Consider the following 22890-nt stretch of genomic DNA (forward strand, 5'->3'; position numbering starts at 1 on the left):
GAACTGCCGAACTGCCTGTACTCCAGTGCTTTCCCGCAGGATACGCGCAGACATCGAAGCGGGCTTTGGAAATGTCGATACCAACAACGGTAAGTTCCTGTATCATGGCCTTGCTCCCAGTCTTGTGGTGCGGGCGAAAGCCCGATCAACCGTTCGGGGTCAAAGGGAGCAGGCAGGGCCTTGCTTGATGTCGGCTCTTTCAAACCGGTGCGGAAATACGGCCTCCTGCCTGCATTGACCGGGATGCGCGTCCCGGTCAATGCAACAAGTAAACCACATTTCGTCCACACAAGTGCGGGATGACGGATTTCGTGATATCCGTCATCTTTCTACCGGTTGACCTTGATTTCACTCACCACCACACCGAGATATGCCGCATGAAAGCATCTGAAGCAGATATCCTCATCGTTCCCGGCTATACCAACTCCGGCCCAGAACACTGGCAAAGCCGCTGGCAGGAAAAACTGTCAACAGCTCGCCGTGTCGAACAGGCGGAGTGGTCGAAGCCAGTCAAAGATGATTGGGTGGCAAAGCTCGTTGAAGAGGTAAACGCCTGCACACGGCCTGTGGTGCTGGTCGCCCATTCCTTGGGTGTGCCGACGGTCATTCATGCGCTACCGCAGATCAAAAACAAGATCGCCGGTGCGATGCTGGTATCGCCACCCGATGTCGCCAACCCCGCGATAAAGCCAAAGCATCTCATGACCTTTGGCCCCTACCCGCGCGATCCACTTCCATTTCCCACGATCACCATCGCCAGTCAGAATGATCCATTCGGCACTTATGAGCATGCTGGTGATATTGCCAATGCGTGGGGCTCCACATTGATCGACGCCGGCATGTCCGGCCACATCAACAAGGAGTCCGGTCACGGCCCGTGGCCAGAGGGCACAATGGTGTTTGCTCAGTTTCTCAGCAAGCTGAAACGACCCGAAGGCTTCCCTGATTAATTTCATTAGAAATATTGATTTTAATTATAGGTTGGAATCGTCCGCACCTCTCTTTTAATGAGCGATTAAGTCTGTAACAGTAATGTGAGGATTACACGCGCCTGTTTGTGCGCGATTTTAATCGATTAACATATGGCAGGATCACGTGAAGCAGGACCTGTTGCCGACGGATTTTCTTGACGCTCTGCCAGTTCCCGCCCTTCACATCAACAAGAGCGGTGATATTTTCTATGTCTCACCAAACCTGACCTTCGCGACGCCTGATATACCTGCTCATCTCCTGGACTTCGTCCACCAGGATGATCGCAGCAGCGTTATGGCAGCTCTTGGAAGCTTGGCAGATGGGTCACCTGCAACGTTGGAGGCCCGGCTGAACGGCGCTGAAGCGACGGATTGCCACGCCATATTGTCCTTCAGCAACATCGGTTCTGGTCCACACTCTACTGTGCTGGTGCAGTTCACGGACATAAGTGACCAACGCGCGCGTGAAAAAGAAGTCGCATTCCGCGAAAGCCGCTGGAACAATGCACTCGTCAACTCACTGTCTGGCGTCTGGGATCAGAATTTCGTAACCGGCGAAATGTACGGCTCCGATACCTGGCGCGCCATGCGCGGTTTGAAGCCTGACGAGCCGATCGAAACCAACTTCGACAAGTGGGTGGAGCTGCTTCATCCTGATGATCGCGAGCATGCGCTGTATTGCATCGAGCGACAGAATGCGGGTGATCCGGCCTACGTCTCCTTCCAGTACCGGGAACGTCACAAGCTGGGCCACTGGGTCTGGATCGAATGTCGTGGCGCGTGCGTGGAGCGCGATGAGAATGGCAGGCCTGTCCGCATCGTCGGCACAGATATGGACGTATCTGAACGCAAAGCCGCCGAACATCAGATGGAGCGCATTTCGCGTCACTTGAAAGTGGCGCTCGAAGCGTCCCAGGTCGGCGTGTTCGAAGTTGATTTCGAGGCTGGCGAAACCACCTGGGATGATCGCATGTACGAGATGTACAGTGTCGATAGAAACATGCCCGTCAAGATCGGCGGCCTGTGGGAATCGCGCGTTCACCCGGATGATCTCGGTCGGGTCGGGGATAACGTCTCGGACAAGATCGCAAAGCTTCAGCCGTTTTCGGAAGACTATCGCATCATATTACCGGATGGCGCGCTGCGCTATATCCGCGCTCGCTCCCTGCCCTTCATCGATATCGATGGCAGCAAGAAAATGATCGGCGTGAACTGGGACGTCACGTCAGACGTGCAACTGCGTCAGGAGCTGGAGCGTGAGAAGGCGCTGGCCGAAGCGCGTAACATCGATCTGGAAGCAGCCAGAGTCAGCATCGAACACAATGCGATGCATGATTATCTGACGGACTTGCCCAATCGCCGTTGTCTGGACGACATGCTGGCCAGGCGCACCGCAAACGGCAGCGAAAGCCAGATCGGTATCGCGATCCTGCATATCGATCTCGATCGCTTCAAGCAGATCAATGACACGTTGGGCCACCACACCGGCGACGCGATGCTGAAACATGTCGCGGACATGCTGCGGGACAATCTGAAACCGGATGACTTTGCTGCACGCATTGGTGGGGATGAGTTCGTATTTCTCTCGCCCTTCAACGGCAACACGAGCACCATCGCGGCGGTCGCCAACAGGCTCATCGAAGAGCTTCGAAAGCCCGTTCTGCATGAGGGACATGAATGTCGGTTTGGTGCCAGCATCGGCATTGCCTGCGGCATCGGGCCGGATCTGGATTACAAGCAGGTTCTGCTGAATGCGGATATCGCGCTTTACAACGCCAAGAAACGTGGTCGCAACCGATGCGAATTTTTCTCATCCGACACACAGGACTGGCTCATCAACACGAAACGTGTTTCCGATGAAATATTGACGGCGCTGGAGCGTGACGAGTTCGTTCCCTACTACCAGTTGCAGTTCGACGCAAAGACACTGAACATTTCAGGTGCGGAAACGCTGGCGCGGTGGAAGCACCCAGTCGAAGGTATTTTAACGCCAGACAAGTTTCTCGCAATCGCGGAAGACCTAGATGCTGTTGCGGCGATAGATGGTATCATTCTTGAAAAGGCACTGGCGGATTTCAAACGGTGGCAGGCAGCAGGCATTCCCATACCCAAGGTGTCGGTCAATGTGTCGGCACGGCGTCTACACGACCCTGGGCTGACAGCAACACTGGACAGGCTTCACATCCAGCCCGGAACCTTGTCTTTCGAATTGCTCGAATCCATCTTCCTCGATGACAGCGACGAGACTGCCATTCACAACATGCAGACGTTGCGCCAACTGGGCATCGACATCGAAATCGATGACTTCGGCACTGGCCACGCCTCGATCATTGGCCTTCTGAAAGTCAATCCGAGCACGTTGAAGGTGGATCGCGAGCTGGTGCGTCTGGCACCACAATCGACCGAGCAGCGTAAACTGCTTAGCTCCATTATCGATATCGGTCATTCCCTCGGCATCAAGGTGGTGGCGGAGGGAGTAGAGACAGCGGAGCACATCCGCATCTTGCAGGATATGGGCTGCGATTCGCTTCAGGGTTACGCTTTGTGTCGGCCGCTACCCGCGCACCAGATACAAAGTTTCGTGGCCGCCGAAGCGTGGCGGTCTGCGCCTTCTAAAATTCAACGAGCGGCAGGATAAAAGCCGCCAATCTTCAGCTTCGTGAGAAAGCCGGAGTTTGGCGGCAAACAATCAGGCGACGGCTTTCATGGCAAAGTCGTTCTGGCCCTGGCGCATGGCCTGAGCTGCAGAATGCAGCAGCTCGCTCATGCGACTTTGAATTTCGTCATTGGCTACAGCAACGCCAGCCGCTTCGAAATCCGCCTGCAATTTCGAAAATACGGCATCTTCCTCAGCCGCACTGATGGAACAGCCTGCCAGCTCATTCGCGTAGGTCGTTGCATCTTCTTTGTTCATCAGCGCCGCAGCCCACAAACCAACGAGTTTGTTGCGCATGGCATGAAGACGAAATGTCACATATTCGTCGTTGAAGTAAATATTTTCGAGCGCTTTACCACGTTCTTTCAATGCAAACATAATTTCACCCCGGTTTTTATTAGATTATTATTTTCGTCCTCTTCGTAGGGACATGTCTGTTGTAAAATAAAACTGTTGAAAAAGAGTAATCACGCATTACGGCCTTCGCAGGAGTCACATGCAAGGTTAAGAATTGATGTGAACGTGACCCCGACTCATTGTGGAATTGCTTCTTTTCCGTTATGGGACCGCTTCAACTGACGAAACAAACGCCGCCCACCGGCACCAACCAAGAGATTTGTTAATATGAACCGTCGCCGCCGTATTTACGAAGGCAAGGCCAAGATCCTTTATGAAGGTCCAGAGCCAGGAACTCTCATCCAGTTCTTCAAGGACGACGCAACCGCCTTCAACAAGAAGAAACACGAAGTCATCGACGGCAAGGGTGTGCTGAACAATCGCATCTGCGAATACGTGTTCACCCACCTGAACAAGATCGGCATCCCCACGCACTTCATCCGCCGCCTCAACATGCGCGAGCAGTTGATCAAGGAAGTGGAGATGATCCCGCTCGAGATCGTCGTGCGCAACGTCGCTGCCGGTTCTCTGTCCAAACGCCTCGGCATCGATGAAGGCGTGGTCCTGCCGCGCTCGATCATCGAATTCTATTACAAGTCTGATGCTCTCGAAGACCCGATGGTTTCCGAAGAGCACATCACGGCATTTGGCTGGGCGAACCCGGCCGAACTCGATGACATCATGGCGCTTGCCATTCGCGTCAACGACTTCCTCTCCGGCCTGTTCCTCGGCGTCGGAATCCAGCTCGTCGATTTCAAGATCGAATGCGGTCGCCTTTTCGAAGGCGATATGATGCGCATCGTTCTGGCCGACGAGATTTCCCCTGATAGCTGCCGTCTGTGGGACATCGAAACGCAGGAAAAGATGGACAAGGACCGTTTTCGCCGCGATATGGGTGGACTTGTCGAAGCCTATTCGGAAGTCGCGCGCCGTCTCGGAATTATCAACGAAAATGAACCAATCCGCGGCACCGGCCCGGTTCTGGTCAAGTGACATCAGGAGAGCATCAGGTGATCAAGGCACGGGTGACTGTTACGCTGAAGAACGGCGTTCTCGATCCGCAGGGTAAGGCAATCGAAGGCGCGCTCGGCAGCCTCGGTTTCGAAGGCGTCGGTCTGGTTCGTCAGGGCAAGGTCTTCGATCTGGAGCTGAACGCAACCGACAAGGCGAAAGCCGAAGCCGACCTGAAGGCGATGTGCGAAAAGCTCCTCGCCAACACCGTGATCGAAAACTACTCTATCGCTATTCTCTGACGCTCAGGAGCCGTTCCATGAAATCCGCAGTCGTCCAGCTTCCGGGCCTCAATCGCGACCGTGACATGATCGCGGCTTTGACACGGATTTCCGGCAAGGCTCCTGTCACTATCTGGCAGACCGAAACAGAGATTCCCGATGTGGATCTGATCGTCATTCCCGGTGGCTTTTCCTATGGCGACTACCTGCGTTGCGGTGCCATTGCCGCCCGCATGCCGGTTATGCAGGCCATCCGCGAAAAGGCCGAAAAAGGCGTCAAGGTTCTCGGCGTCTGTAACGGCTTCCAGATCTTGGTCGAGGCAGGAATGCTGCCCGGCGCTTTGATGCGCAATGCCTCGCTCAAATTCGTTTGCCGTGAGGTGAAGCTTGAAGTCGTCAACAACGACACCGAATTCACCCGCGCCTACGACAAGGGCCAGATCATCCGCTCCCCCGTTGCCCACCATGATGGCAACTACTTCCTGGAGCAGGAAGAACTGAAGTCGATCGAAGACAAGGGACAGGTCGTGTTCCGTTATGCCGAAGGCACAAACCCGAATGGGTCGCTGAACGACATTGCCGGCATTATCAACACCAAAGGCAATGTTTTGGGGATGATGCCACACCCGGAAAACCTCATCGAAGCTGCCCACGGTGGCAATGATGGACGCGCGCTTTTTGCATCCGCGCTGGGCGTCATCGCAGCGTAAATATTAACAAAGCCGGGTTACACCGGCTTTGTTGTATTCCCTTTCATGGATTGAAGCGATGAACCGCCTGCCTCTTCGTAAAGCACTGACCATTGCAGGCCTTGGCCTCGTCGCGCTCTCGCTTGCCGCTTGCCAGTCCGAAAGAAAGCCGGCCGCGTCATCCTCTGCATCGCAGGCGGCCTTGCCAGTGATGGAACGCGTTGCGCTCGGTGCCAACGCCTGCTGGTTCAAGTCGGGCGACCCAGCCTTCAAGGCCTATCGCCTTGCTCCGGAACTGAATTCCTTCTCCGGCCGCCCCCGCATTCTGCTCGTGCCGCGCAACAGCCCGGAATCCCGCCCGATGCTCGTCGTTCAGGCGGAAGGCAACCCGGCCAAGGTCGATGCTTTTGGCCCCGCCATGAACGAACCACATGCGGCACGCATCACCACGGACGTGAAACGTTGGGTTAATGGCGGCAAGGGCTGCTGATCCACGCAATCTCAGAACGAGCGCGGCAGTGAAAACAGCCGCGCTTTGGAAAACTCACGCATCGCATCCTGCCGCGTAATTCCAATGTCTTCCAACTCATCCGTGGTGAGATCACGCAGCGCAAGACGGCTGTCGCGCTTGCGTTGCCATTGGCCGAATGCACCCAACAGCCGCTCGATCAGGTTACGCGGCGGCGCTTGAAACGGTGCAGGGCTCACCATCTCGCCATCATCGCGAAAAACGCGCTCCCGCGTATAGCTATCAGGGTACATTGTATCGATTGTCGAGAGATATTGATCCAGCTTGCGCATATTGCACCCCCTTCGGGATTTCCGTAAAACCATTCAATTGGTGCAATCAATACAATTGACATATAGACGAGTACAATGCATAAATTGTCACCATGACAAGTTGGCTTCCAAATTTATCGCAAGGCACCGGCCCCATTTACGTGCGGCTTGCCGACCACATCGAAACCGCTATCTCCGAAGGCACATTGCAGCCGGGCACCAAGCTACCGCCGCAGCGAAACCTTGCTTTCGATCTGGGGGTGACAATCGGCACGATCAGTCGCGCCTATGCACTGATCCACGAGCGAGGGCTCGTCAGCGGCGAAGTCGGACGTGGCACCTATGTCAATGCAAGCAAGACACCCAGCCCTACCCTGAAACTGCAGCAGGCGGGGGTGCCGCTCGGCGGTACGCGCGTCGCTTCCGACACTCCAAACCGATTTCGACTGAACACGACAGCTGCCCCAGACATCGGCCAGAACGTGCTGATCGACAGGCACATCTCAGAGATCGTCAAGGAGTGCTCGCTTCAGATCATCGATTATGCACGGGCGTTTCCGCAGGAATGGGCGCAAGCCGGTGTTCGCTGGTTATCCCAAGGCGACTGGTCGCCAATGGTAGACAATATCGTGCCCACGCTGGGTGCCCATGCAGCCATCATGGGTGTCATCACCGCCATGACCTCGCCGGGAGATCGCATTGTTTTCGAACCCGTCACCTACTCCCAGATTGCCAGAGCCGCGATTCTGGCCGGACGCCGCGCTTCTCTAGTGGAGAGTGACGAACAGGGCATCATCCCCGAAGATTTCGAGCGGGTCTGCGCGCAGCAGCATCCGAAGATGATTTTCCTCATGCCAACCGGCCAGAACCCGACTTGCGCCGTGCTTCCCGAGGATCGTCGCCGGGCCATTGCTGATATCGCCCACCGGTACAATGTCTGGATCATTGAGGATAACCTTTACGGCGCAATGGTCAGCGAGCAGCCGCCAATGATTGCGCAGTTCGCGCCCGACCTCACCTTCGTCGTCGGCGGCCTGTCGAAATCCGTTTCGGCCGGCGTGCGTGGCGGCTGGGTTGCCTGCCCATCGAATTTTGCCTCGCGCATCCGCATTTCCCACGCCATGATGACCGGCGGTCTGCCCTTCCTGCTGGCGGAACTGTGCGCCCGCATGGTCAACAGCGGAGATGCGCATGATATCCGCAGAGACGTCACCGCAGAAATCAATGCCCGCGAACAGATGGCCCGAAAAGCCTTTGCGAATTTTGAATTCAATTCGATGCGAGATATTCCTTTCCTGTGGCTGAAGCTGCCGGAGCCATGGCTATCTGGCACCTTTCGCAGTGCGGCCATGAAGGAAGGTATCCTCATCGATGATGAAGACGAGTTCAAAGCCGGGCGCTCGGAAAAAGTCTTCCACCGCGTGCGTATCAGTTTTTCCGCGCCGAGAACCCGCGAAGAGCTTACCGAAGCTTTCGGCATTCTACGACAGCTGCTGGACAACGGCTCTGCCGGCTATGAAGGCGTGGCCTGATAGCAAAAACTGGGATTAAGGCTGACTTTGCCCGGGTCGCAGGACATTTTCCTGTCGCACGTTCCCGTCTCTTGCGGTAAAGAACCGGAAACTCCCGTACCGGCTCGAACCCCGTGAGACCTATGACACTTCCAAATCATATCCAGATCACCCCGGAACTCATTGCATCCCATGGGCTCAAGCCCGATGAATACCAGCGCATCCTCGACCTCATCGGCCGCGAGCCGAGCTTTACCGAGCTTGGCATTTTCTCTGCCATGTGGAACGAGCATTGCTCCTACAAGTCTTCCAAGAAGTGGCTGAAGACCCTGCCGACCACCGGCCCACGCGTCATTCAGGGCCCTGGCGAGAACGCAGGCGTCGTGGATATCGATGATGGCGATGTCGTCGTCTTCAAGATGGAAAGCCACAACCACCCATCCTACATCGAGCCATACCAAGGCGCAGCCACCGGCGTCGGCGGAATCTTACGTGACGTCTTCACCATGGGCGCGCGTCCTATCGCCGCCATGAACGCGCTTCGCTTCGGCGCGCCTGATCATCCGAAGACCCGCCACCTCGTGGCTGGCGTCGTCGCCGGTGTCGGCGGTTACGGCAATTCCTTCGGCGTTCCCACGGTTGGCGGCGAAGTCGAATTCGACGCTCGCTATAACGGCAACATCCTCGTCAACGCTTTCGCAGCAGGCCTTGCAAAATCCGACGCAATCTTCCTCTCGGAAGCCAAGGGCGTTGGCCTGCCGGTTGTCTACCTTGGCGCGAAGACAGGCCGTGACGGCGTCGGTGGCGCGACCATGGCATCTGCCGAATTCGACGAATCCATCGAGGAAAAGCGCCCCACCGTTCAAGTCGGCGACCCCTTCACTGAAAAGTGCCTGCTGGAAGCCTGCCTTGAACTGATGAAGACGGGTGCCGTCATCGCCATTCAGGACATGGGTGCCGCTGGCCTCACCTGCTCTGCCGTAGAAATGGGTGCCAAGGGCGACCTCGGCATCGAACTGAACCTCGATCAGGTTCCCGTCCGCGAAGAGCGCATGACCGCTTACGAAATGATGCTGTCGGAAAGCCAGGAGCGCATGCTCATGGTGCTTGAGCCTTCCAAGGAAGAGGTCGCCAAGGCGATCTTCGTCAAATGGGGTCTGGACTTCGCCATCGTCGGCAAGACCACGGACGACCTGCGCTTCCGCGTTCTGCACAATGGCGAAGAAGTCGCCAACCTTCCGATCAAGGAACTGGGCGACGAAGCCCCCGAATATGATCGTCCATGGACGCCCGCCAAGGTGCCTGCACCGCTGGCTGAAAACGACGTGCCGGACGCTGATATCGCCGATGCGCTGCTGAAGCTCGTCGGTTCCGCCAACAACTCCTCGCGCCGCTGGGTTTACGAGCAGTATGATACGCTCATTCAGGGCAACTCCTTGCAGTTACCAGGTGGCGACGCCGGTGTCGTGCGCGTCGAAGGCCACGACAAGAAGGCACTCGCCTTCTCCTCCGACGTAACGCCGCGCTATGTCGAGGCAGACGCTTTCGAAGGCGGCAAGCAGGCCGTGGCCGAATGCTGGCGCAACATTACCGCAACCGGCGCTCTGCCGCTGGCCGCGACCGATAACCTCAATTTCGGCAACCCCGAAAAGCCTGAAATCATGAGCCAGCTTGTTCATGCCATCAAGGGCATCGGTGAAGCCTGCATTGCTCTGGAATTCCCAATCGTTTCCGGCAACGTCTCGCTTTACAACGAGACCAATGGTCAGGCGATCCTGCCCACGCCAACCATTGGCGGCGTTGGCCTGATGGCCGATTGGGGCAAGATGGCGCGTATCCGCTTTGCAGCCAGCGATGAGGTCATTCTTCTCGTAGGCGCACCTGATGGTCTCGGCTCTCACATCGCTCAGTCCGTCTACATGCGCGATGTCCATGGCCGCACCGATGGCCCTGCCCCGCATGTGGATCTGGCACACGAAAAGAAGACCGGCGATTTCGTCCGCGCTATCATCACCGATGGCCTGACCAGTGCTGTGCATGATTGCTCGTCCGGTGGTCTCGCGCTCGCCGTTGCCGAAATGGCGATGGCGTCCGACATCGGTGCCACGGTGGATGCGGTCGAAGACCACAATCCGGTGCTCACATTCTACGGCGAAGATCAGGGCCGTTATGTCCTGACAGTCAGTCAGGCGAACCTTGAAACCGTCACCGCGCGGGCGGCAGCCGAAGGCGTTTCGCTGGTGGCCATTGGCAAGACCGGCGGCTCATCCGTAAAGCTGGGTACGGCTCGTGGCCTCGACATTAATGAATTGCGCTCCGCCCATGAATCATGGTTCCCTCAGTTCATGGATGGCGAGTTTCTTGCCGCTGCAGAATAAGAATTGAGGAGTGAACACCATGCCCATGAAGCCTGGCGACATCGAGGACATGATTAAGGCCGGAATTCCCGGCGCGAAGGTTACCATCCGTGATCTCGCCGGTGACGGCGATCACTATGCGGCAGAAGTCGTGGCCGAAGCCTTCAAGGGCAAAAGCCGCGTGCAGCAGCACCAGATGGTATATGACGCCTTGAAGGGTAATATGGGCGGCGTCCTGCATGCTCTCGCACTTCAGACGTCAGCGCCGGAATAACCAAACGTCCGCATTCAAGATCAAAGGCCTGCGCGAAACCCTCGCGCGGGCCTTTTTACATTTCCGGTGGTTTGTCTGAGCGCAGATCGGCAAAGGATGCGGCAGGCAACGGCCCCGCCGTCAGCAGCGTGAAATCAAAACCGGACTTGCGGTCGGAGCCCAGCACATATTGCCGATGCATGCGCAGGAAATTGCTCCGGTTTTTCTGGTAGCGCTCATCCGAAAGCGAATGTTTGAAACGGATCGGAACGATCTTCGGCTGACCAGCATCGCCATGCCCCGCCAGCTTTGCGGTGTGGCATTTGTAGAGATGGATAGGGTCGGTCAGACACTGGATATCGAACCAGTTCACATCCCCATGTCGCGCCATCACGCCAATGCTCTGTCGCAGCCGCGACGCGCTTGACAGAAGCGCACATTGAAGGGCAGCGCCACCCAGCGTAACAAAGGAAACATTTCGACCATCGAAGGCATCTGCCTTCAGCTCCAGCACCCTGCCGGCAACGGCGAGCGCCAGACTTGCGCCCATGCTGTGCGACACGAACAGAACCTCGTCTGACCCCTGCTCCAGCGCCGTCAGCACGGCCCGCGCTTTATCCTCGATCCAGTCACGTGCCATCGGCTCGTCGCGCCCCACCGCCAGAGCAAAGCGCCAGTCAGCGAAAAGATGCAGCGTGTGAAACCGCTCGGAAAACGGCATCACGCCCTTCGTAAAGAAGAGATATCCAAGCGGAAAAGTGATAAGACAGAACAATGCCGAGACACCGACTATCAGAGGCAGCGCCGCAATCAACGCCGCGACAGCAATCCCCAACGCAATCAGCAGAAACGGGAACAGAAAAAACAGGCCGAAACGCCATGCATGCCGGAAGTAAGCAAAAGCTCCCCCCTCGCCAATGATCCCTGCACCCGCTTTGAAACCAAGCCCGATCTGTTTCCAGACGGAAGCAGCCCGCAACTGCGAAATCAGCGTATTGTGGTCGTGGATGAAAATGGTGGAGTGAGTCGTATGGCCATCGTGCTTGCCTTCCACATCCATGCGGCTCCCAGCATGCGTCTGGCTGACGCCGCCCACCGTATAATCGATACCGAATGTCTTTCCCGATTGCGCGGCACTGCGCTCATAACGGCGCTGATGCGCAGCCGCATCCAAGGGATCAAAACCGGGGAAATAAAATACGAGTCGCGACGAAACCTTCGCCATGATGAAGCAATCCTAAAACGGGCAACCACTAAAAGGATCGCTTGAAGTTGGGCCACGCACCTATATTATAAATGATGACATTTTATAGGCATGAGAGGCGCAGTTGTCGAAAATCGTTGACCAGTTAATCAGTGGCGTCGTGAAGGGCGCAATGTCCGAAATCCTCAAGAAGACCGGTGTGCGGCAAACACGGCGTACCAAGCGTCGGACAAAAGCCAGCACGTCAGTTGCAGGCGGTATTCTAGGCGGCATCCTCGAAGCAGCGCTCGGCAAGAAAACCACCCGCACCACAAAAGCTCGTCCAGCCAAAAAGCAGGTCAGCAAACGCCGCACTGCTTCTGCCAGAAGTCGCCAGCGCTGATCGATCTCGGTCAGCGCAAAACGCTTGCGTTTTCACTTTAACAAAAGCACCGAATATACTGGTAAAAAAGAAAAAACCCGCCGAAGCGGGTTTCTTTGGTGCGGTCGAGAAGACTCGAACTTCCACGGGTTGCCCCACAGCGACCTCAACGCTGCGCGTCTACCAATTCCGCCACGACCGCATCGTGGTAGAGCCGACTTGCGCCGACGAAGGTGCATGTACCAAAAGCACTTTGGGTGCACAAGAGCGTCATGACAGATTTTTGAAATTAAAAATCAGACACATCGTTCCTATATGCAAGAAGCCCGCAAATGCCGGGCTTGCGGCTCAGAAATCATTCTGCGAGAAGGCTGTGGAAAGGACTAAACTCATGCTCACACGCACCGATCTCCAGACAAAAATGCTTGCTCGTCCCGGCTCTCCTCCCGTGCGCTGGCGAATCTCGGACGAACTCGTGCCCTATGAGCAAGCGGTGGCCGAGATGGAGCGCGAAGTCGCGGCGATTTCTGCCGGTGAGGCAAATGAGCTCGTCTGGCTTCTGGAGCACCCTCCCCTTTACACCGCTGGCACGAGTGCGGACGTTGCCGACCTGATCGAGCCCGACCGTTTCCCCGTCTTCTCCACGGGTCGTGGCGGCGAATATACGTATCATGGTCCTGGCCAGCGTGTTGTCTACGTCATGCTCGATCTCAAACGACGCAGCCAGGATGTGAGAGCCTATGTAGCTTCACTCGAGAATGTCATCATCAGCACGCTCGACAAAATGAATGTGCGTGGCGAGCGGCGGGAAGATCGCGTCGGCGTCTGGGTGCGGCGACCGGAGAGACCGCTGCTGCCTGACGGCACCGTCAGCGAGGACAAGATCGCGGCCCTCGGCATTCGTCTTCGCAAATGGGTGAGCTTTCACGGCCTGTCGATCAATGTCGATCCGGATCTAACGCATTTCACCGGGATCGTTCCCTGCGGCATCACACAATATGGCGTAACAACTCTTGTGGATCTCGGATTGCCGGTTATGATCGAAGATGTCGATGTTCTGTTGCGCGAGGCCTTCGAAGAGGTATTCGGCGCGACGGAAAATGAAGTGGCCAAGGGCTAGAGCCTCCGGCAACCTTCTGCATCGACAGGCGTTTCCCAGACGCCTTAAACCGGATGCATATCCCTTGGTTTACTCGAAATCCTAAAACCAGAAAGATGGTGACATCACATGTTCACAACTTCAGCCTATGCCTGCGATGATGGTTCCTCGCCGTTGAAACTCGCCTCTATCAAGCGGCGTGATCCAGGCCCGCGCGATGTGGAAATCGAAATCGAATTCTGTGGCGTCTGCCACTCGGATATTCACACAGCCCGCGGCGAATGGGCCGGTTCGCTTTACCCATGCGTACCGGGTCACGAGATTGTTGGTCGTGTGGGCCGTATCGGCTCCGACGTTACGAAGTTCAAGACCGGCGACCGCGTCGGTGTGGGCTGCATCGTGGATAGCTGCCGCGATTGCGCAAGCTGTGCCGAAGGCCTTGAGCAATATTGCGAAAACGGCATGACCGGCACCTACAATTCGCCGGACAAGGCCATGGGCGGCGACGCCCATACGCTTGGCGGTTATTCATCGCATGTGGTCGTAGACGACCGCTATGTGCTGAACATCCCCGAAGGTCTTGATGCCGCAGCGGCAGCACCACTGCTCTGCGCCGGTATCACCACCTATTCGCCACTGCGCCACTGGAATGCCGGTCCTGGCACACGTGTCGGCGTCGTGGGCCTCGGCGGCCTTGGCCATATGGCTGTCAAGATCGCCAGCGCCATGGGTGCCACGGTGGTCATGATCACGACATCTCCCGGTAAGGCAGATGACGCGAAGAGACTTGGCGCGCATGAAGTCATCGTTTCCAAGGACCCGGAACAGATGAAGAAGGGCGCTGCCAGCCTCGACCTCATCATCGATGCGGTTGCCGCAGACCACGATATCGACGCCTATCTCGCACTTCTGAAGCGCGATGGTGCACTTGTACAGGTCGGCGCGCCTGAAAAGCCGCTCTCCGTTCACGCCTTCAGCCTCATTCCAGGCCGCAAGACCTTTGCCGGCTCCATGATCGGTGGCATTGCTGAAACTCAGGAGATGCTGGATTTCTGTGCCGAAAAGGGGATTACCGCCGATATCGAGATGATCAATATCGATCAGATCAACGAAGCCTATGAGCGCATGATCAAGAGCGACGTGCGCTACCGCTTCGTTATCGATATGAACAGCCTGCCAAAACAGGCCGCGTGATCCGTCATCGGATCAATCGCTGTACCGCAAAAACAAACCCGCCGAGTGATCGGCGGGTTTTGTGTTTTCAGCATAAAATATCTATTGAAACCAATTTAAGGACGGCGTTTTGTCGGCGTAGAGCTCGTATCGACACTTAGCCGAAAAGAGTGACCGCCTTCGCCGTTAAGACAGCAAACGATCATCGGTAAAGGTCGCTTCCGACACTTGGCCGCTGACCAGCGCAACAATTGCCAGTACGGCATGTTGGCGGTCCCATCCAGCACCTTCAGCCTTTTCAAGAAGACCGTTGATCGATGGCTCCAAAGCAAATTGGCATTCGACCTGATAATCCATGGTGTCGACCGAAAGCGACGGAGAATTGATCAAAGCGCGCATTAAGCACTCCATTCTATCGCATGCTCCTGAGTTAAGGTCAGGACAAGCGTACTTCACACACTCGAAAAGCAAACCGTCGTGAAACGGCAAGCGTTGAATCGAATCCCCCAGCGGGATGCAAGGTCGGCTATATGAATGGTAGTGTCAAGTTCAGCCGACGCGGTGAAACAGTGGAAAACCCCATTCCTATCACGAATCTGGTCGAACTTCAAAACCTGACCGGGAAAGCATTTCATTTTACACTACTTCCAGCAGTCCCGAGGCGGTTTTCGCCGCCAGATCAGCATTGCCATAACGAAGAGCGAAAACAGGATAAACCATGCCAGCGGAAAGGCCATGAACAGCGCGGCATAACCGCAACTTTCTTCCAGGCAGGAGCGCAACGGCCCGGCTTCCGCCATGATGGTCACGGTAAAAGCAGCGACAAGACCACTGCCCGCAACACCTGCGACCAGAATCAATATATTGGTGACAGCTCTCATCCGCCTAGTTATGGCGTAGAATGAGACGACTTTGGGGACGCGACGAAAAACGTCCATATAAGGAGATATTACGGTGTGCGGCGGTTCGCATCGTACCGCGTCATAAAATTTCCGTCTGAGGCCACCGGATGAGTGCATCTCGACCGGCATCCGTCAAGCCATAGACGCCTTTTTCCAACCGCTCGAACCAGCCATAGACATTCGACAACAGTATCTTTCCGGCTTCAGGAACAGACGCTCTCACATCACGGACACGTAACGGTCCCGCGACCAGAACTGCTGCGCAGCCCAACGCTTGCTGACGATAGGCCGTCATCACGGGCTTGCGGGTACTGCCACCGAGGGCGGGATCACCGCGTCTTTTCTGGTGTTCGCGCACAAGTCTTGAGCGTCGCTTCGGGTTGGTGCGCGGCATGGGTGATATCGAGGCGACGATGACGCTGACGTCACCGCGGTCGGATATGCCGAGCATGCCTATGCCAAGCCGACGGCATAAATCTCGATAGCGTTTGTCCGCTTCCCGTCCCCTGCCCTTGGCAGATATTTTCGCAGCGATCCACACCTCGTCCGCTATTGCAGACCTGTCGACAGCCTGAAGAATGACCTCCAGATTGAAGGTCATTTTCAGCTCACAAATCACGACGACTGGCGGTTCATCACCGTTGATGCCAACAAGGTCGCATCCGCTGACCTCCCCTTTAACCGAATATCCTGCGGTCTCCAGAAATGCTTTTACGGGCAGATAGAGGGACGTTTCCATGCGGCTAACGATCGGAATCAGGAATCATTCGATGAGTGTATACCCGTAGACGATGAGGTTGACACGCGCTGACATCAACCAGTCTTCGAGATGTTCGCCATCGTCATGATCGCACCTCGGCCAGGGCCCGCCTCAGCGGCTCGTCGGAAACCTGAATAAATCCTCGAAACGGAATGTCCATGTCCAGTACGAGATAAAAGGCGGATGCAAGCAGCCCTGCGGCGATTACAAAAGTTGTGACCACGATGGCGTTTCTGGGCGCCCGGTAACCAAAGCTTCCGAAGATGAGAACCAACCACGCCACCAATATACCAACCAGCGGCATTGGGATGACACCCTCGGATTGCTCGATGATCGTCCAGCGTTGTTCGATGATACGCTGAAACTGCCGCCGGATGTCTGATGCCAGGTCCTGATGATACTGCTCTACCGGTTGAATGGTCATGAGGACATCGGAGAGGCGATCCAAAGCGGCTCCTGCTGGGTCCGAGACACCTTTCAAGCTATCGTCGGCCCGTGTCGGATGTTCTATTGCCTGCTCGATATAATCCGTCAGCGACTGCCGGGCCTCTCTCGCACCAATGCCATAGCTCCTGAGCGAGTGATCGAGCAAGATCAGATTTGTGGCGTATGAATGAGAGGTTGCGTTCACCGTCTCGAACGTATTCTTCGACGAGTTGATCATCAGGCCGAAGACCAGCGACGTCATGACGACGAAGATATTGGCGACCAGACGGATCACCGCGTTGGTTTCATCATCCTTGTGATGGGCAGACAGGCGCGGAGAAATCGCCATGGCACCAAACGAGGCTGCCAAGAGGCACGCAAAGACCGCCAGAGCCAGCCAGAATTCAGTCATTATCGATTCCAGGTTCCAAGAGGCAATCTCGATGTCCTACGAACTGTGTAAAGATGCAAATGTGGCATTCCTTCCAACACGAAATCTGATTTGCGTAAACAGTCCCGTTTTGGCGACGCCGGTCACGGCAAAGATAAATTGTCAGGCCAACCTTTATGAGCGAGTACCGACAGATGCTTTATCTTCTCAGCGAAGACATCCATCTGGAAGGGTTTCGTCAGAACGTGCATGCCATGATGGAGATCACCGTGATTGAGAACGGCGCTCTCGGCATAACCGGTAATAAAAAGCACCGCCAACTCTGGCCGTGAGACGCGGGCGGCTTCAGCCAGTTGACGGCCATTGATCCCGTTGGGCAAGCCGACGTCGGTCACGAGCAGATCGATCTGATGGTCTGAGTTGAGAATTTCCAACGCGGATCGACCATCGTCAGCTTCCAGAACCGTATAACCAAGCTCTTGAAGCTGTTCAGCCGCGATCATCCGCACCAGTGGTTCGTCATCAACGACCAGGATTGTTTCGCGTCCGCTCGATTGAGGTGATAGCGACTGCGGATTGCCGTGGCTGTCCTCGACAGGAAGATCAGTTCCATGGCGCGGCAGATAGATAGCGATCGTGGTTCCCCTGCCGATCTCGGATTCTATATGGACTGCACCATTGGATTGCCCGGCAAAGCCATGCACCATAGACAGTCCAAGCCCCGTTCCCTGCCCTATGGGCTTCGTCGTGTAGAACGGGTCGAATGCTCGAGACATGACCTCGTGAGACATACCCGTGCCAGTGTCCCTTACGCATAGCGAAACATATGGGCCGGCCTTGAGACCCCGCTCTTTCGCCAGGCGTTCGTCTAGCCACAAGTTCTCGGTCTCGATGGTGATCTTGCCGCCTTCCGGCATGGCATCGCGGGCATTGATGCACAGGTTGAGCAAGGCATTTTCAAGCTGCCCGGCATCAACGAAGGTTGTCCAAAGCCCATCCGCAGCGTCGGTCTCGACTTCGATGCTCGGCCCGATACTGCGATGGACAAGTTCAAGCATGCCATGGACGAGGCTGTTCAGATTGGTGGGTTTGGGATCAAGCGTCTGACGGCGCGAGAATGCGAGAAGTCTCTGTGTCAGCGCAGCGGCGCGCTTGGTGGCACCGCTTGCTCCAACGAGGTATCGATCCAGCTCGCCTATGCGTCCCTGAGACAGACGCGTCGACATCATCTCCAGACTTCCGCTGATACCCGCCAATATGTTGTTGAAATCATGCGCCAGTCCACCGGTGAGCTGACCGATTGCCTCGATCTTCTGTGCCTGTCGCAACTGCTCCTGTGCATCGGCAAGCTCTGCTTCGCGAGCCTTGTATTCGGAGAGATCTCGACCGACAGCAATGAAGTTTACGTTGTCTGCTTCAGGTGACACGGTCCAGTCGATGGGTGTCCAGACCCCGTTTTTGGTCAATATCCGGTTCTCGAACCTCGTCGGCTGACCCGTTACTGACATTTTCGAGAGTGCGGCCGTTGTGTGCGGCACATCGTCTGGATGAATGATGTCGGCATAGGGATTGGTCAGAAGCTCGTGTTCAGTCCAGCCCAGAACGGCGGTCCAGGCAGGGTTGGCGGCCGACATTTCTCCACCGTAATCAGCGCGGGCCAACATATCCTGCGAAAGCCGCCACAGTTGATCGCGCTCGGCAAGCGCCGTTTTCTCATCGGTGACGTCACGAATGATGCAGTAGATCTTGCCGTTATCAGGGACACAAACCCACGAAAACCAACGATGTACGCCATCTTTCGTCCGGTAACGGTTTTCGACCTCGACCACCGCCTCGCCGCCAACAAGCGTGTCGAGAGCCGCCTTGGCATCTGCAATGTCGTCAGGATGCAACAGGTCGGTATAGAGAAAGCCGCGCATTTCGTGCGCACTGTATCCAAGCGTCTTGCCCCAGGCAGGATTGGTGGCCAGGAAACGGCCGTCCATGCTGACGACAGCAAGCATGTCGGGGTTGATGTTCCAGCTCGTCCCTTGCTCGATAACCCGCTCAAGGACTTGACGCTCGAGGTCTTCGTTTAGTTCCTGAAGTTGCTTCGCGGCCTTCACGCGCTCGGATGTATCTCTAACAATGGCAAATACGCCAACCGTCACGCCTTCGTCGTCAACCACGGGCGAATAGTCGAGGTCCAGCCACATGTCTTCTGGCAAGCCATTTCGGAAAAGCGTGAATTCCTGATCTTTATAGGACAGCGTTCTACCGGCCATGGCCATATTCATCACGTTGTCGTTGAATTCGAACGCCTCTGGCCAACCTTCACGGAGCTTAGCTCCCAACAATGCCGGATGTCGTTTGCCCGCAACCACCCTATAGGCGTCGTTATAGATCATCACACCGTCTTTGCCCCACAGTGTGGCTATCGCAACTGGGGACCGCAGCATCGTCGCCACTGTCGTCCTGACCGTGGAACTCCAATGCTCGATTGGTCCCAGCGTAGTCGCAGACCAATCGAATCGACGGATGAGATCGGCCGTCTCGCCTGTATCTGGCAAATAGGACGGCCGATTAGAACCAGCAGGCATTCAGAACTCCATGCGAAAAAAGCCACCCTTGAGCTTTTAACGGTGTTTTCCTTTTTCCCGCAACGGGTGTTTCTAATAAAGAGATCTGCGCTCTCGGATTTGCCCTGCCTTGATATCACGGGGCCAACGCTGTGAAATGAGCAAATCGCTCAATTGAACAGGCCGAGCTTTCCGGCCGCTGCGTTTGCCTCATCCATCGAAGCGTCAAGCGTTGCTTTCAGGATGCGGAGTTCCGCCTTTAGCCGGGGACTGATCTGAAGCTTTTGCCAATCGACAAGTTTCTGCTGCCACTCAGCGATTTCGACAATGAGCTTGCGAGACGTCGTCGACGTTTCTGGGTTGACCAACTTGGCGGCACGCTCTGCATTTTCAGACAATTCCACAAGTTCGACAGTGTGAACAATCCACTCAGGCAGCGCGAGGCGCAGCGTTGAGATTTCGGACACGATCGGCTCATCGGCGATATAATCGGTCATGAAATTCCTAAATTTTGGGAGGTGACGTTTTCGTTCATGAACTGACGTCTTGCGTACACACAACATGGCGCGACGTCATTTGTTCCACAGGCATCCAAATCACGCCACAGCAAGCAGTCTAACTGCAAAACCAAGCCTCTCAGCGAGGTAAGATGTTTTCGCGCGGAACGTTTGATACTTTCAGGTGTTGATCATGAATTCCGGGAGAGTGTGATGCGCAAAGTGCTTGTGGTGGACGACGAGGCCCTAATCCGAATGACAGTCATAGACGCATTGGAGGATGCAGGTTTCACAGTTATTGAAGCCGGAACGGCCGATGAAGCGCTCGATATCATCGAAGAACAGGCGATCCATTTTCTGTTTACCGACATTCAAATGCCCGGCACGAACTCTGGTGTCGATCTCGCTCACGAAGTGGCAACTCGTTTTCCAGATGCAGGGATCATCGTTGCTTCAGGCCGGGTCAGATCGGATGACATAGATCTACCGCCTTCTGCCGAATTCCTCACGAAGCCCTATGATCTTGACCATATCGTCAAACGCTTCAAATCTCTGACGACCAGCGAGCCTACGACGACAAACGAGCGCCGCTGATACGCAAGGTGACCAAGAGACCTTCCTTGGACCAGTCGTGTTCAAGAGTTCCGCCCAGATTGCCTGCCAGTGTTCTGTGGAGCAGCTTGCTCCCATATCCGCCTGCACCGGTGGGTTTTTCAACCTCTGGACCTCCACGCTCTGTCCACCGAATTTCGATAATATCTCCGGTGATAGCACCTGAAACGTCCAACACGCCTTCCGGTACTGACAAAGATCCGTATTTCATCGCGTTCGTCGCCAACTCGTGGATGACCAGTGCCAGACCTGTGGCCGCATTTTCTCCAACTCCAAGCCGCGGTACGGCAACCCTGATCCGTCCCGCGAATGCTCCACCATCGTCATAGGGAGCCAGGAGCACGGTGAAGATGTCTCCAAGAAGCGCCGCATCGCCGTTTCCATGCGGCAGAGGCCTGACGAGATCATGCGCACGTCCAAGCGCCGCCAGTCGACTGGTCAGCTGCTCGGTCATCTCTTCTAGAGAGCTTGATGAACGTGAGGTTATCTTGGTCAAGCCCGAGGCGATCGCCAAAAGGTTCTTGACGCGGTGGCTCATCTCACCGGCCAAGAGCTCGTGGCTTTCCTCTGCATTTTTCCTTAAAGTCACATCCAGAAAGATGCCCGACATTTTACGATTTTTGATCCCCGCATCATTTCCCTGTCCCCGTGCCGATATCCAGCGAACATCCGCGCCAACCAGAATACGGAAGTCGATTTCATAGGGACCGACAACGGCTCTCGTCGCAGTGAAAGCCTCCCTCACCCGATCCCGGTCAGCGGGGTGAATTTTCTCCGACAGGCGCTCGAAGGTAAGCGGTTCGGCCTTGCTGACGTGCCAGAGCTCGTAGCCATGGCCGTCCATCAAGAGTTCGTCGGTGTCAACCTGCCAGGACCAAAGCGCCACCCCTGCCGCTGCCAAGGCTCCACGGAGCTCCTCGGGCGACCAAGTGGAATGATTGAAGCTGTGGTCCTTGGTCATGATCAGGCTCTCTCACGCGTTTTCACGGTCGGCTTGCTCGAAGCGATCAGCTCCCGGTCCTTTTTCGCCATTCTCGCGCATGCGGAATAACGCTCGGCCCTCAACCGCATTGCGGCACGCGATCAAGTGGGAGCAAAAATGGCCGAAAGCGACTTCGATATGCTTAAAATGAAAAAGGCCGGACAAATGTCCGGCCTTTTCAAAAACTAGCTTCCAACAATGCCAGTACATCCGTGGTCAAAGTAGAAGCCGTTCAAATTAGGCAGCCTGAAGGTTGCAGGCCGACATCTTGCCGGACTTGTTGTCGCGCTCGAGGTCGTAGCCGATCTTCTGACCTTCTACGATTTCGCGCATTCCAGCGCGCTCGACGGCAGAAATGTGCACGAATGCATCTTCGCCGCCGTTGTCAGGCTGAATGAAGCCGAAGCCCTTAGTGGAATTAAACCATTTTACTGTGCCTGTGGTCATAATGAACCCTTTCAAAGCATAAGTGTGGGATCGCGACGCAATAAGCTCCACGACGATGATAGCGATAGTTTTGAAATGAAAGTTCGTTCTGGCGCGGTGCCAATCGCGCGGTAACCAAAGTTCAGCAAGCAAAAGATCGATAAACCCTTAATAGAGGTCACTATCGCATGTGTCAACTTTTAGTTTTACCCACGGGTAAACAGATCGATCTCGGGGTCTCGGCGATCTTATTAGATAGCAGGTCTGCTCAAGCGACCGCGCACACATCATGTGTTTCGACAAACGCTCGTCTAGCTTTAAGGGAGAAGTCGTCAGAGTTCTAGCGTAATCAAAACAGTCATACGCTTTGATCATTATCTGATCAAAGCGTCACAACATACTGATTATGAAAAAGAATGGTGGGTGATGTAGGGCTCGAACCTACGACCCGCTGATTAAGAGTCAGCTGCTCTACCAACTGAGCTAATCACCCGCCGTCCGCCGTCTGGCGGTGTGATTGGGCGTATAAAGAGGAACATTCTGATTGTCCAGCGTGGAAATGAAATTTCTTCGATTTTTACGTCGGAAAAATGACAGCCACGCTGGAAAAGCCTTGAAGCCCCGGCTTTTTACGACCGGATCATTTTTTACCCT

Annotated in this window: 24 protein-coding genes and 2 tRNA genes; 13 read left to right on the forward strand and 13 right to left on the reverse strand. The window is 55.6% G+C overall.

All coding sequences use genetic code 11. The features are described from left to right. Positions 1–377: 377 nt before the first annotated feature. Positions 378–950 carry an RBBP9/YdeN family alpha/beta hydrolase gene (locus DSM25558_RS26045; RefSeq protein ID WP_077107570.1) on the forward strand — a complete coding sequence of 191 codons (573 nt, stop codon included), beginning with the start codon at positions 378–380 and terminating at the stop codon, positions 948–950. A 145-nt stretch (positions 951–1095) separates the two neighbouring features. After that, positions 1096–3609: a sensor domain-containing protein gene (locus DSM25558_RS26050; protein WP_244554321.1), complete on the forward strand. Its 2514-nt coding sequence runs from the start codon at positions 1096–1098 to the stop codon at positions 3607–3609. Between the two features lie 51 nt (positions 3610–3660). Here the strand turns inward: DSM25558_RS26050 and DSM25558_RS26055 are convergent, their stop codons facing one another. Further along, positions 3661–4005, reverse strand: coding sequence for a DUF1476 domain-containing protein (locus DSM25558_RS26055; RefSeq protein ID WP_077107540.1), 345 nt, complete (start codon positions 4003–4005; stop codon positions 3661–3663). Positions 4006–4251: 246 nt separating this feature from the next. On the opposite strand from DSM25558_RS26055, the gene purC reads away from it, so the two are divergent. The 4 genes from purC to DSM25558_RS26075 are packed head-to-tail and all read left to right on the forward strand — an operon-like array spanning position 4252 to position 6434. Next, positions 4252–5016 (forward strand): phosphoribosylaminoimidazolesuccinocarboxamide synthase, encoded by a 765-nt coding sequence (purC, locus tag DSM25558_RS26060; protein ID WP_067643505.1) that lies wholly within the window; start codon positions 4252–4254, stop codon positions 5014–5016. A 17-nt stretch (positions 5017–5033) separates the two neighbouring features. Continuing rightward, positions 5034–5276 (forward strand): phosphoribosylformylglycinamidine synthase subunit PurS, encoded by a 243-nt coding sequence (gene purS, locus DSM25558_RS26065; protein WP_077107541.1) that lies wholly within the window; start codon positions 5034–5036, stop codon positions 5274–5276. Positions 5277–5293: 17 nt separating this feature from the next. Then, positions 5294–5965, forward strand: coding sequence for a phosphoribosylformylglycinamidine synthase subunit PurQ (gene purQ / locus DSM25558_RS26070; protein ID WP_077107543.1), 672 nt, complete (start codon positions 5294–5296; stop codon positions 5963–5965). A 58-nt stretch (positions 5966–6023) separates the two neighbouring features. Next, on the forward strand, positions 6024–6434 hold the full coding sequence (locus DSM25558_RS26075) for a hypothetical protein (protein ID WP_077107544.1): 411 nt from the start codon (positions 6024–6026) through the stop codon (positions 6432–6434). 11 nt (positions 6435–6445) lie between these two features. Here the strand turns inward: DSM25558_RS26075 and DSM25558_RS26080 are convergent, their stop codons facing one another. Next, a complete protein-coding gene (locus DSM25558_RS26080) occupies positions 6446–6745 on the reverse strand; it encodes a DUF1127 domain-containing protein (protein ID WP_077107545.1) in 300 nt (99 codons plus the stop codon). Between the two features lie 92 nt (positions 6746–6837). Here DSM25558_RS26080 and DSM25558_RS26085 point away from each other — a divergent pair, with 92 nt between their 5' ends. From DSM25558_RS26085 to DSM25558_RS26095, 3 genes are all read left to right on the forward strand, one after another. Beyond that, positions 6838–8256, forward strand: coding sequence for an aminotransferase-like domain-containing protein (locus DSM25558_RS26085; RefSeq protein ID WP_077107546.1), 1419 nt, complete (start codon positions 6838–6840; stop codon positions 8254–8256). A gap of 122 nt (positions 8257–8378) precedes the next feature. Further along, a complete protein-coding gene (gene purL, locus DSM25558_RS26090) occupies positions 8379–10613 on the forward strand; it encodes a phosphoribosylformylglycinamidine synthase subunit PurL (protein ID WP_077107547.1) in 2235 nt (744 codons plus the stop codon). 19 nt (positions 10614–10632) lie between these two features. Further along, positions 10633–10866, forward strand: coding sequence for a BolA family protein (locus tag DSM25558_RS26095; protein WP_062449602.1), 234 nt, complete (start codon positions 10633–10635; stop codon positions 10864–10866). Between the two features lie 55 nt (positions 10867–10921). Here the strand turns inward: DSM25558_RS26095 and DSM25558_RS26100 are convergent, their stop codons facing one another. Further along, positions 10922–12070, reverse strand: coding sequence for an alpha/beta fold hydrolase (locus DSM25558_RS26100; RefSeq protein WP_077107548.1), 1149 nt, complete (start codon positions 12068–12070; stop codon positions 10922–10924). Between the two features lie 103 nt (positions 12071–12173). Between DSM25558_RS26100 and DSM25558_RS26105 the strand changes: the two genes are divergently transcribed. Beyond that, positions 12174–12431, forward strand: coding sequence for a hypothetical protein (locus tag DSM25558_RS26105; RefSeq protein WP_077107549.1), 258 nt, complete (start codon positions 12174–12176; stop codon positions 12429–12431). 96 nt (positions 12432–12527) lie between these two features. Here DSM25558_RS26105 and DSM25558_RS26110 read toward each other — a convergent pair. Beyond that, positions 12528–12612: transfer RNA gene (locus DSM25558_RS26110), tRNA-Leu, on the reverse strand. Positions 12613–12801: 189 nt separating this feature from the next. Between DSM25558_RS26110 and lipB the strand changes: the two genes are divergently transcribed. Together lipB and DSM25558_RS26120 are read left to right on the forward strand one after the other, a co-directional pair. Further along, a complete protein-coding gene (lipB, locus tag DSM25558_RS26115; RefSeq protein ID WP_077107550.1) occupies positions 12802–13530 on the forward strand; it encodes a lipoyl(octanoyl) transferase LipB in 729 nt (242 codons plus the stop codon). Between the two features lie 108 nt (positions 13531–13638). Further along, the gene (locus DSM25558_RS26120) at positions 13639–14703 is read left to right on the forward strand and encodes an NAD(P)-dependent alcohol dehydrogenase (RefSeq protein ID WP_077107552.1); all 1065 of its coding nucleotides are present in this window, start codon (positions 13639–13641) and stop codon (positions 14701–14703) included. 165 nt (positions 14704–14868) lie between these two features. Here DSM25558_RS26120 and DSM25558_RS26125 read toward each other — a convergent pair whose 3' ends face one another. The 6 genes from DSM25558_RS26125 to DSM25558_RS26150 all read right to left on the reverse strand — a co-directional run bounded on the left by DSM25558_RS26125 (position 14869) and on the right by DSM25558_RS26150 (position 20216). Beyond that, complete coding sequence (locus tag DSM25558_RS26125; protein WP_077107553.1) at positions 14869–15081, reverse strand: hypothetical protein; 213 nt, start codon at positions 15079–15081, stop codon at positions 14869–14871. A 242-nt stretch (positions 15082–15323) separates the two neighbouring features. Next, positions 15324–15620 carry a hypothetical protein gene (locus DSM25558_RS26130; RefSeq protein ID WP_244554322.1) on the reverse strand — a complete coding sequence of 99 codons (297 nt, stop codon included), beginning with the start codon at positions 15618–15620 and terminating at the stop codon, positions 15324–15326. Positions 15621–15663: 43 nt separating this feature from the next. Further along, complete coding sequence (locus DSM25558_RS26135) at positions 15664–16323, reverse strand: DUF2161 domain-containing phosphodiesterase (RefSeq protein ID WP_077107555.1); 660 nt, start codon at positions 16321–16323, stop codon at positions 15664–15666. Between the two features lie 103 nt (positions 16324–16426). Next, positions 16427–17182, reverse strand: a complete 756-nt coding sequence (locus tag DSM25558_RS26140; protein ID WP_200800804.1) for a bestrophin-like domain — start codon at positions 17180–17182, stop codon at positions 16427–16429. 122 nt (positions 17183–17304) lie between these two features. Continuing rightward, a complete protein-coding gene (locus DSM25558_RS26145) occupies positions 17305–19740 on the reverse strand; it encodes a hybrid sensor histidine kinase/response regulator (RefSeq protein WP_077107558.1) in 2436 nt (811 codons plus the stop codon). A 149-nt stretch (positions 19741–19889) separates the two neighbouring features. Further along, positions 19890–20216 carry a hypothetical protein gene (locus tag DSM25558_RS26150; RefSeq protein ID WP_077107560.1) on the reverse strand — a complete coding sequence of 109 codons (327 nt, stop codon included), beginning with the start codon at positions 20214–20216 and terminating at the stop codon, positions 19890–19892. Positions 20217–20429: 213 nt separating this feature from the next. Between DSM25558_RS26150 and DSM25558_RS26155 the strand changes: the two genes are divergently transcribed. After that, positions 20430–20810 carry a response regulator gene (locus tag DSM25558_RS26155; protein ID WP_077107562.1) on the forward strand — a complete coding sequence of 127 codons (381 nt, stop codon included), beginning with the start codon at positions 20430–20432 and terminating at the stop codon, positions 20808–20810. On the opposite strand, the gene DSM25558_RS26160 is transcribed toward DSM25558_RS26155, so the two are convergent. The 3 genes from DSM25558_RS26160 to DSM25558_RS26170 all read right to left on the reverse strand — a co-directional run bounded on the left by DSM25558_RS26160 (position 20785) and on the right by DSM25558_RS26170 (position 22729). Then, positions 20785–21789: a sensor histidine kinase gene (locus DSM25558_RS26160; RefSeq protein WP_077107563.1), complete on the reverse strand. Its 1005-nt coding sequence runs from the start codon at positions 21787–21789 to the stop codon at positions 20785–20787. The genes DSM25558_RS26155 and DSM25558_RS26160 overlap by 26 nt on opposite strands. 258 nt (positions 21790–22047) lie before the next feature. Beyond that, positions 22048–22257, reverse strand: coding sequence for a cold-shock protein (locus DSM25558_RS26165; protein WP_077107564.1), 210 nt, complete (start codon positions 22255–22257; stop codon positions 22048–22050). Between the two features lie 396 nt (positions 22258–22653). Continuing rightward, positions 22654–22729: transfer RNA gene (locus DSM25558_RS26170), tRNA-Lys, on the reverse strand. Between the last annotated feature and the right edge of the window lie 161 nt (positions 22730–22890).

This window comes from Agrobacterium sp. DSM 25558 (assembly GCF_900100825.1).
In the GTDB taxonomy this organism is placed as follows: Bacteria; Pseudomonadota; Alphaproteobacteria; order Rhizobiales; family Rhizobiaceae; genus Agrobacterium.

Excerpts from the sequence above, each read along its gene's own strand:
- DSM25558_RS26045 (WP_077107570.1), top strand. The coding sequence starts at position 378 with ATGAAAGCATCTGAAGCAGATATCCTCATCGTTCCCGGCTATACCAAC.
- DSM25558_RS26055 (WP_077107540.1), bottom strand. The coding sequence starts at position 4,005 with ATGTTTGCATTGAAAGAACGTGGTAAAGCGCTCGAAAATATTTACTTC.
- purC (WP_067643505.1), top strand. The coding sequence starts at position 4,252 with ATGAACCGTCGCCGCCGTATTTACGAAGGCAAGGCCAAGATCCTTTAT.
- purQ (WP_077107543.1), top strand. The coding sequence starts at position 5,294 with ATGAAATCCGCAGTCGTCCAGCTTCCGGGCCTCAATCGCGACCGTGAC.
- DSM25558_RS26075 (WP_077107544.1), top strand. The coding sequence starts at position 6,024 with ATGAACCGCCTGCCTCTTCGTAAAGCACTGACCATTGCAGGCCTTGGC.
- DSM25558_RS26080 (WP_077107545.1), bottom strand. The coding sequence starts at position 6,745 with ATGCGCAAGCTGGATCAATATCTCTCGACAATCGATACAATGTACCCT.
- DSM25558_RS26085 (WP_077107546.1), top strand. The coding sequence starts at position 6,838 with ATGACAAGTTGGCTTCCAAATTTATCGCAAGGCACCGGCCCCATTTAC.
- purL (WP_077107547.1), top strand. The coding sequence starts at position 8,379 with ATGACACTTCCAAATCATATCCAGATCACCCCGGAACTCATTGCATCC.
- DSM25558_RS26095 (WP_062449602.1), top strand. The coding sequence starts at position 10,633 with ATGCCCATGAAGCCTGGCGACATCGAGGACATGATTAAGGCCGGAATT.
- DSM25558_RS26100 (WP_077107548.1), bottom strand. The coding sequence starts at position 12,070 with ATGGCGAAGGTTTCGTCGCGACTCGTATTTTATTTCCCCGGTTTTGAT.
- lipB (WP_077107550.1), top strand. The coding sequence starts at position 12,802 with ATGCTCACACGCACCGATCTCCAGACAAAAATGCTTGCTCGTCCCGGC.
- DSM25558_RS26120 (WP_077107552.1), top strand. The coding sequence starts at position 13,639 with ATGTTCACAACTTCAGCCTATGCCTGCGATGATGGTTCCTCGCCGTTG.
- DSM25558_RS26125 (WP_077107553.1), bottom strand. The coding sequence starts at position 15,081 with ATGCGCGCTTTGATCAATTCTCCGTCGCTTTCGGTCGACACCATGGAT.
- DSM25558_RS26130 (WP_244554322.1), bottom strand. The coding sequence starts at position 15,620 with ATGGACGTTTTTCGTCGCGTCCCCAAAGTCGTCTCATTCTACGCCATA.
- DSM25558_RS26135 (WP_077107555.1), bottom strand. The coding sequence starts at position 16,323 with ATGGAAACGTCCCTCTATCTGCCCGTAAAAGCATTTCTGGAGACCGCA.
- DSM25558_RS26140 (WP_200800804.1), bottom strand. The coding sequence starts at position 17,182 with ATGACTGAATTCTGGCTGGCTCTGGCGGTCTTTGCGTGCCTCTTGGCA.
- DSM25558_RS26145 (WP_077107558.1), bottom strand. The coding sequence starts at position 19,740 with ATGCCTGCTGGTTCTAATCGGCCGTCCTATTTGCCAGATACAGGCGAG.
- DSM25558_RS26150 (WP_077107560.1), bottom strand. The coding sequence starts at position 20,216 with ATGACCGATTATATCGCCGATGAGCCGATCGTGTCCGAAATCTCAACG.
- DSM25558_RS26155 (WP_077107562.1), top strand. The coding sequence starts at position 20,430 with ATGCGCAAAGTGCTTGTGGTGGACGACGAGGCCCTAATCCGAATGACA.
- DSM25558_RS26160 (WP_077107563.1), bottom strand. The coding sequence starts at position 21,789 with ATGACCAAGGACCACAGCTTCAATCATTCCACTTGGTCGCCCGAGGAG.
- DSM25558_RS26165 (WP_077107564.1), bottom strand. The coding sequence starts at position 22,257 with ATGACCACAGGCACAGTAAAATGGTTTAATTCCACTAAGGGCTTCGGC.